Here is a 7,235-nt window from a genome sequence, read left to right on the forward strand (position 1 = left end):
ATGTTCTGCTCCCCTTGCCCCTGTGGATGCGCCGAGGAGCGCAGGGTTTGGCGGATCAGGGCTCGCGTGTGTCTGAGCGACGCGCAGCGGCGCGAGTTGAGCGAGACCCCGCCAAACCCGAGCACCGCAGGTTGCCCCGGCGCGCAGCGGCGGGGACGCAGACAGTGGGGTCTCCCTTTCTTTGGTTCCTTTCTTTCGGCGACGCGAAAGAAAGGGACTCGCCTGCCGGGCGACTCCCGGCCTCCGCCCTCAACCGAGGCATGCAGTCACACCCGCACACCAACCTCCGAATAAAGACGTTGATGCAAAAATGATAGCTACAAGCGCATATTCCACTAGCGCCATCAGCGAAAATATCACTCTCCCAACCGCCCCAACGCCTTCAGCACATTCTCTGCAGTCGCCGGCGCTGTCAACACCACCGGCGCCGCAGCATCCACGCCGCTACGCCCCGCTGCCACCGCATTGCGCAGCGCCTCATACACACTGATCGCCAGCATGAACGGCGGCTCCCCCACCGCCTTGCTGCCACCCACGTTGTCCTCCCGGTTCGCCTCGGGCCACAGGTCCACCTTGAAGTGCGCCGGAATGTCCCCCGTCGCAGGGATCTTGTAGGTGCTGGGTGCGTGGGTGGCGAGATAGCCCTTGTCGTTCCACACCAGCTGCTCGGTGGTCAGCCAGCCCATGCCCTGCACAAATCCGCCTTCGATCTGGCCGATGTCGATGGCCGGGTTGATGCTGTGGCCCACGTCGTGCAGGATGTCCACTTTCAGCACGCGGCTCTCGCCGGTGAGGGTGTCGATGGCTACCTCGGTGCAGGCCGCGCCGTAGCTGAAGTAGTAGAACGGGCGCCCGGTGAGGGTCGTCTTGTCGTAGTGGATCTTGGGCGTGCGGTAAAAACCGTCGCTCCACAGCTGGATGCGGTTGGCGTACGCGGCCTGTACCACCTCTTCAAAACTGCGCACCGTCTTGGGCGAGATCACCTGGCCGCCCGCAAACCGGATGGCGCCTGCGCCGCAGCCGTCCAGCCCGCACACGAACGAGGCCAGGTTGTCGCGCACGTTGCGCGCTGCATATTGCGCAGCGCGGCCGTTCAGGTCGGTGCCGCTGCTGGCAGCGGTGGCGCTGGCATTGGGCACCTTGCTGGTGTCGCTGGCCGTCACCAGCACACGGTGCAGGGGCACGCCCAGCTCGTCGGCCACGATCTGCGCCACCTTGGTGTGCAGGCCCTGGCCCATCTCGGTGCCGCCGTGGTTCACCTGCACGCTGCCGTCGGTGTACACATGCACCAGCGCGCCCGCCTGGTTGAACAGCGTGGCCGTGAAGCTGATGCCGAACTTGACGGGCGTGATGGCCAGGCCGCGCTTGATGACGGTGTTGTGCGCGTTCCAGTCCGCAATCTCGGCCTGGCGCTGGCGGTAGTGCGAGGTCTGCTCCAGCGTGGGCAGCAGTTCGTGCAGGATGTTGTCTTCCACCGCCATCTGGTAGTGGGTGACGTGGCGGCCCGTGCTCGCATCTTTGCCATACAGGTTGGCCAGGCGCACGTCCTGCGCATCGCGGCCCAGCGCGCGCGCGATGTCGCCCAGGATGGCCTCGATCACGATCACGCCCTGCGGGCCGCCAAAGCCGCGGAAGGCGGTGTGGCTTTGCGTGTTCGTCTTGCAGCGGTACGACGCGATCTCGACATCGCCCAGGTAGTACGCATTGTCGGCATGGAACACCGCGCGGTCGGCCACGGGGCCCGACAGGTCGGCGCTGAAGCCGCAGTTGGCGGCCATCTGGAGCTTCAGGCCCGTGATGCGGCCCGTGTCGTCAAAGCCCACGTCGTACTCGTACGCAAACGGGTGGCGCTTGCCGGTGACCATGAAGTCCTCGTCCCGGTCCAGCCGCAGCTTGATGGGGCGGCCCAGCTTGTTGGCAGCCACGGCGGCCCAAACAGCCAGGTGCCCGGCCTGCGTCTCCTTGCCGCCAAAGCCGCCGCCCATGCGGCGGCATTCCACCTTGACCGCGTGGTTGTCGATACCCAGCGCGTGCGCCACCCAGTGCTGCACCTCGCCAGGGTGCTGGGTGCTGGAGTAGATCCACCACTGCTTTTGCTCCAGCGGCATGGCGTAGGCGATCTGGCCCTCCAGGTAGAAGTGCTCCTGGCCGCCGACTTCAAACGCTCCCTGCATGCGGTGCGCCGATTGCGCGAGGCCCGTGGCCGCATTGCCACGGCGCACGAACACCGGCGGCAGCACATAGCTTTGCGCCTTCAGCGCGTCCTGCACCGTCAGCACGGCGGGCAGGGGGGAGATGTCGAGCTTCACGGCGCGCACCGCGCGGCGCGCCTGCATGACCGAATCGGCCACTACCAGTCCGATCACCTGGCCCACAAACTGCACGCTGTCCAGCGCAAACACGGGCTCGTCGTGCCCGAACGCGGCCAGGATCTTGTCGCCGGGCACGTCGCTGGCCAGCACCACGCCACGCACGCCGGGCAGCGCGAGGGCTGCGGTGGCGTCCACCCCATTCAGGGTGCCGTGAGCCACGGTGGAGAGGATGGGCGCTGCGTACAGCGTGCCCTTTACTTCCGGCAGGTCGTCTATGTAGTGCGCGGCACCTGCCACCTGGGCGCGGGCGCTTTCGTGGATGTGCGATTGGCCCATGGCGGCGCGGGTGGGCGCGGGCAGGGCGGTTTCGGCGATGGTGTGGGGCGCGTTCATACGGCGGCCTCCAGAGTCAAGGTGTCCAGGCTGACCGAGGGCTGGCCCTGGCTCTCCAGCCAGTAGCGCTGCAGCAGGCTGCCCAGCACCTGGCGGCGGTAGGCGCCACTGGCGCGCATGTCGGAGATGGGGCTGAACTCGGCCTGCAGCACGGCGGCGGCGCGCTGTGCGGTGGCTTCGGTCCAGGGCTGGCCGGTCAGCGCCGCTTCGGTGTGCCGTGCGCGGGCTGGGGTGGCAGCCACGCCGCCCGCGCCGATGCTGGCGCGCTGCACGGTGCCGTCCGCGATGTCGAGGTTGAGCACCAGACACACAGCAGAAATATCGTCGTCAAACCGCTTTGAGATCTTGTACGCCCGCAGCTGTTCTTGGGCAGAAGGGCGGGGTACCACGATGCGCACCAGCAGCTCATCGGCCGCCATCACGTTCTGCCGGTAGCCGGTGTACAGGTCTTCCAGCGGCAGCTGGCGCTCGCCCCGGGCCTGGCTGGCCAGCACCACCTGGGCGCGCAGTGCGATCAGCAGCGGCATGGAATCGCCAATCGGCGAGCCGTTGGCCACATTGCCGCCCAGCGTGCCCGAGTTGCGCACGGGCAACCCCGCAAACCGCGTGGCAAATCGGTGCAGCTGCGGCCACTGAGCGGTGAGGGCTGCAAACGCGTCGGTCAGCGTGACAGCGGCGCCGATGTGGATGGCGTCGGCGTGCTGTGCCACCTGCCGCAGCTCGGCCGCGCGGGTCACGTCCAGCACCTGGCTGTATTGCTTGTGCTGCTTGGTCACCCACAGCCCCACGTCGGTACAGCCAGCCACCACCTGGGCGCCTGGGTGGGCCGCGCGGGCTGTGAGCAGCTCTGGGAGGGTGGAGGGCGCGATGTAGGCCGAATCGGCTGCTTGCGCCAGTGCATCATGCCGCAGCAGCTTCAGTTTTTGTAGCACTTCGGCCTCGTTGACCGCCATGCCGGGCAGCGATGCCATCTGTTGGGCGGCATCAAGGATGGGGCGGTAGCCGGTGCAGCGGCACAGGTTGCCCGAGAGTTCTTCCTGCGCCAGTTCGCGGGTGATGGGTTGGCCGTGGCGGACGTGGTCGAGCGCCGACGGGCCGCCCCTAGGCGCGAGGGCCCCCTCGGGGGGCAGCGAACCACACGCAGTGGGGAGCGTGGGGGCAATGTGCCTTTGGTACATGCCGAACAGGCTCATGACAAAACCGGGGGTGCAGAAGCCGCACTGGGAGCCGTGGCACTGGACCATGGCCTCCTGTACTGGATGGAGCGTGATGGTTTGTTGTGCAGCGGGAGCTGTATCGCCCACAGGCTGGATCAGCGGGTCTTCGGCCAGGTCTTCCACCGTCCACAGCGCCATGCCGTCCACCGAATGCGCCAGGCGGATGCAGCTGTTCACGGCGCTGTAGTGCAACTGGCCGTCGCGTTCTTCGCCCAGCACCACGGTGCAGGCGCCGCAGTCGCCTTCGCCGCAGCCCTCCTTGGTGCCAGTGTTGCCCAGGTCTTCGCGCAGCACCTCCAGCAGGGTGCGGTCGGGTGGTACATTGCCCAGCGCCACGGGCTGGCCTCGGCGCAGGAATTGCAAGGGTCTTGTTGTCATGACAAACGCCACTTCGATCTTTGATGGAAAGGTTCAGCAGAGGGTAGAACGCAGTACCGTTACCGGCATATGCGCAAGCTTATGGCACCCATGCCCACACCGCTATGAGAGACCACGCCCTTTTCGACAAGATAGACCTCCATCTCATAAGGGTCTTGCACACCGTGCTCACAGAACGCAGCGTATCGAGGGCCGCCGTCCGCCTGGGCATGCACCAGCCGGCGGTGTCGGCTGCGTTGAAAAGGCTGCGCGACCTGTCGGGCGACCCGCTGCTGGTGCGCTCCGGCGCCAGCATGATGCCCACCGATGCCGCACTGCGTATGGTGGAGCCCGCGGGGGCCATCCTGCGCGCCGCGGAGGCGCTGTTTTCAGATGCACGCGGGTTTGACCCGCGCACCGCCACCCGCACCTTCCGCGTGGCGGCCAGCGACTACCTCGACCCCCTTTTTTTGCCCCAGCTGGTGGCCCGCATCAAGGTCGAAGCGCCCTTGTGCCCCATCGAGATCCTGCCCCTGTCGGCCGACGCGCACTACCACGCGCACCTGGCGCAGGGCGAGGTGGATCTGGTGATTGGCAACTGGCCCCAGCCGCCGGACGATCTGCACATGGGCCGGCTGTTTGGCGACGAGGTGGTCTGCCTGGTGGGCAAGGACCACCCCGCCGTGCGGCGCGGCTGGGACGTGGAGAGCTGGCTGGCCGCCGAGCACATCGCGCCCACCCCCACCCACCCCGGCGCGCGCGGCGTGATCGACGCTCACCTGGACAGCCTGGGCATGCAGCGCCACATCACGGCGCGCTGTGCGCATTTCAGCCTCATCCCTAGCATCGTGGCATCGAGCTTGCTTGTGCTGACCACGGGCCGCCAGTACTGTGAGCGGTATGTGGACCAGCTGCCCCTGGCCATCCTGCCGTGCCCGGTGCCCTTCCCCCGGCTCATGTATTACCAGCTGTGGCACGCCCGCACGCACCACTCGGCGGCCGCCGCCTGGCTGCGCGACTGTGTGAAAACCGTGGCTGCTTCGCTACGAAAAGAATAGCTGCTTGGGTATGCTGAACAAGCGCCAAGAGGTATTTTCATTCTTATAACAAGTTGTAAAACTGAGAGACAATCCCCGCATGAGTTCTCCCCCCAATCCTTCAGCGCCTGGTGCGGCGCCGCCACGGCTGCAGCTGGTGGGCATCACCAAGCGCTACCCGGCCGTGGTGGCCAACAGCGGCGTGTCGCTCACGGTGCTGCCGGGTGAAATCCACGCGGTGCTGGGCGAAAACGGCGCGGGCAAGTCCACGCTGATGAAAATCATCTACGGCTCGGTCAAACCCGACGAAGGCAGCGTGTTCTTCAACGGTCAGGCCGTGCAGGTGCGCAACCCGCAAGAGGCGCGGGCCCTGGGCATTGCCATGGTGTTCCAGCATTTCAGCCTGTTCGACACCCTCACGGTGGCCGAGAACGTGTGGCTGGGCCTGGACAAGAGCCTGACGCTGGCCGAAGTGACCGGCCGCATCACCGCCAAGGCCGCCGAATACGGCCTTGACATCGACCCCTTGCGCCCCGTGCACACGTTGAGCGTGGGCGAGATGCAGCGGGTAGAAATCATCCGCGCGCTGCTCACCAACCCCAAGGTGCTGATCCTGGACGAGCCCACTTCGGTGCTCACGCCCCAGGCGGTCGAAAAGCTCTTTGTGGTGCTGCGCAAGCTGGCCAGCGAGGGCTGCAGCATCCTCTACATCAGCCACAAGCTCCACGAAATTCGTGCGCTGTGCACTGCCTGCACCGTGCTGCGCGGCGGCAAGGTGACGGGCGTGTGCAACCCGGCCGAGGAATCCAATGCGTCCCTGTCGCGCCTGATGATTGGCGCCGAACCGCCTGCGCTGGAACACCGCGCCGTGCAGACCGGCGCCACGGTGCTGCGCGTCAAGGGCTTGTCGCTGCCGCGCGCCGACCAGTTTGGCGTGGACCTGATCGACCTGCAGTTTGAAGTGAAGGCGGGCGAGGTGGTGGGCATTGCCGGAGTGTCGGGCAACGGGCAAAAAGAATTGCTTTATGCGCTGTCGGGCGAAGACCAGCGCGCCGAGCCTGCCAGCATCCAGGTGTCCGGCCAGAACGCGGGCCGCATGGGTCCCGGCCAGCGCCGCGCTTTAGGCCTGCACTTTGTGCCCGAAGAGCGCTTGGGCCGGGGCGCCGTGCCCACCATGGGGCTGGCGCACAATCTGCTGCTCACGCGCACCAACTCGGTTGGCGGCAGCGGCTGGATCAAGGTGGGGGCGCTGCAAAAACATGCCGAGGACATCATCCGGCGCTTCAATGTGAAGGCGGGTGGACCCAACGCAGCGGCCAAGTCGCTGTCGGGTGGCAACCTGCAGAAGTTCATCGTGGGGCGCGAGATTGACGCCAACCCCAAGCTGCTCATCGTTTCGCAGCCCACCTGGGGCGTGGATGTGGGCGCCGCCGCACAGATCCGGGGCTCCATCCTGGCCCTGCGTGACGCAGGCTGCGCCGTGCTGGTGGTCAGTGAGGAGCTGGACGAATTGTTTGAAATCTGCGACCGGCTGCATGTGGTGGCCAAGGGGCACCTGTCGCCCTCGGTGCCGCGCGCCGAGGCCACGGTGGAACGCATCGGTGAATGGATGAGCGGGCTGTGGCATGCCGATGTCCAAGCGCACCTTGCACAACAGGCCAAGGCAGCGGAGGTGCAGCATGCTTAAGCTGGAACCACGCCCCCAGGCTTCCAAGCTCTGGACCTACGGCTCGCCCCTGCTGGCGCTGGCCTTTACCGTGCTGATCGGTGTGGCCTTGTTCATCGCGCTGGGCAAAGACCCGGTGCGAGGGCTGCAGGTGTTCTTCTGGGAGCCCATCAAGACGCAGTACGCTATTGGCGAACTCATGGTCAAGGCCACGCCACTGTTGCTGATTGCGCTGGGGCTGGCCGTGTGTTTC

At 66.4% G+C, this 7,235-nt stretch carries 4 protein-coding genes and 1 pseudogene; 3 read left to right on the top strand and 2 right to left on the bottom strand.

Annotated elements, in window-relative coordinates:
* Positions 1–356 precede the first annotated feature (356 nt).
* Together xdhB and xdhA are read right to left on the bottom strand one after the other, a co-directional pair.
* The gene (gene xdhB / locus ISS20_RS22090; protein WP_291439593.1) at positions 357–2,705 is read right to left on the bottom strand and encodes a xanthine dehydrogenase molybdopterin binding subunit; all 2,349 of its coding nucleotides are present in this window, start codon (positions 2,703–2,705) and stop codon (positions 357–359) included.
* A complete protein-coding gene (gene xdhA, locus ISS20_RS22095; RefSeq protein WP_291439595.1) occupies positions 2,702–4,300 on the bottom strand; it encodes a xanthine dehydrogenase small subunit in 1,599 nt (532 codons plus the stop codon). The genes xdhB and xdhA overlap by 4 nt, the downstream gene beginning before the upstream one ends.
* A gap of 104 nt (positions 4,301–4,404) precedes the next feature.
* On the opposite strand from xdhA, the gene ISS20_RS22100 reads away from it, so the two are divergent.
* The 3 genes and pseudogenes from ISS20_RS22100 to ISS20_RS22110 form a co-directional block, all read left to right on the top strand.
* Complete coding sequence (locus ISS20_RS22100; protein WP_291439597.1) at positions 4,405–5,337, top strand: LysR family transcriptional regulator; 933 nt, start codon at positions 4,405–4,407, stop codon at positions 5,335–5,337.
* 79 nt (positions 5,338–5,416) lie between these two features.
* A complete protein-coding gene (locus tag ISS20_RS22105; protein WP_291439598.1) occupies positions 5,417–7,003 on the top strand; it encodes an ABC transporter ATP-binding protein in 1,587 nt (528 codons plus the stop codon).
* Positions 6,996–7,235 (top strand): annotated as a pseudogene (locus ISS20_RS22110) (ABC transporter permease); the annotation flags it as partial. The gene ISS20_RS22105 and the pseudogene ISS20_RS22110, both read left to right, overlap by 8 nt.

The sequence above is a fragment of the Acidovorax sp. genome, from assembly GCF_016783915.1.
Classification (GTDB): Bacteria; Pseudomonadota; Gammaproteobacteria; order Burkholderiales; family Burkholderiaceae_C; genus Acidovorax.

What these genes read in the sequence shown, in the direction of transcription:
- xdhB (WP_291439593.1), bottom strand. Translation starts at nt 2,705, where the DNA reads ATGAACGCGCCCCACACCATCGCCGAAACCGCCCTGCCCGCGCCCACC.
- xdhA (WP_291439595.1), bottom strand. Translation starts at nt 4,300, where the DNA reads ATGACAACAAGACCCTTGCAATTCCTGCGCCGAGGCCAGCCCGTGGCG.
- ISS20_RS22100 (WP_291439597.1), top strand. Translation starts at nt 4,405, where the DNA reads ATGAGAGACCACGCCCTTTTCGACAAGATAGACCTCCATCTCATAAGG.
- ISS20_RS22105 (WP_291439598.1), top strand. Translation starts at nt 5,417, where the DNA reads ATGAGTTCTCCCCCCAATCCTTCAGCGCCTGGTGCGGCGCCGCCACGG.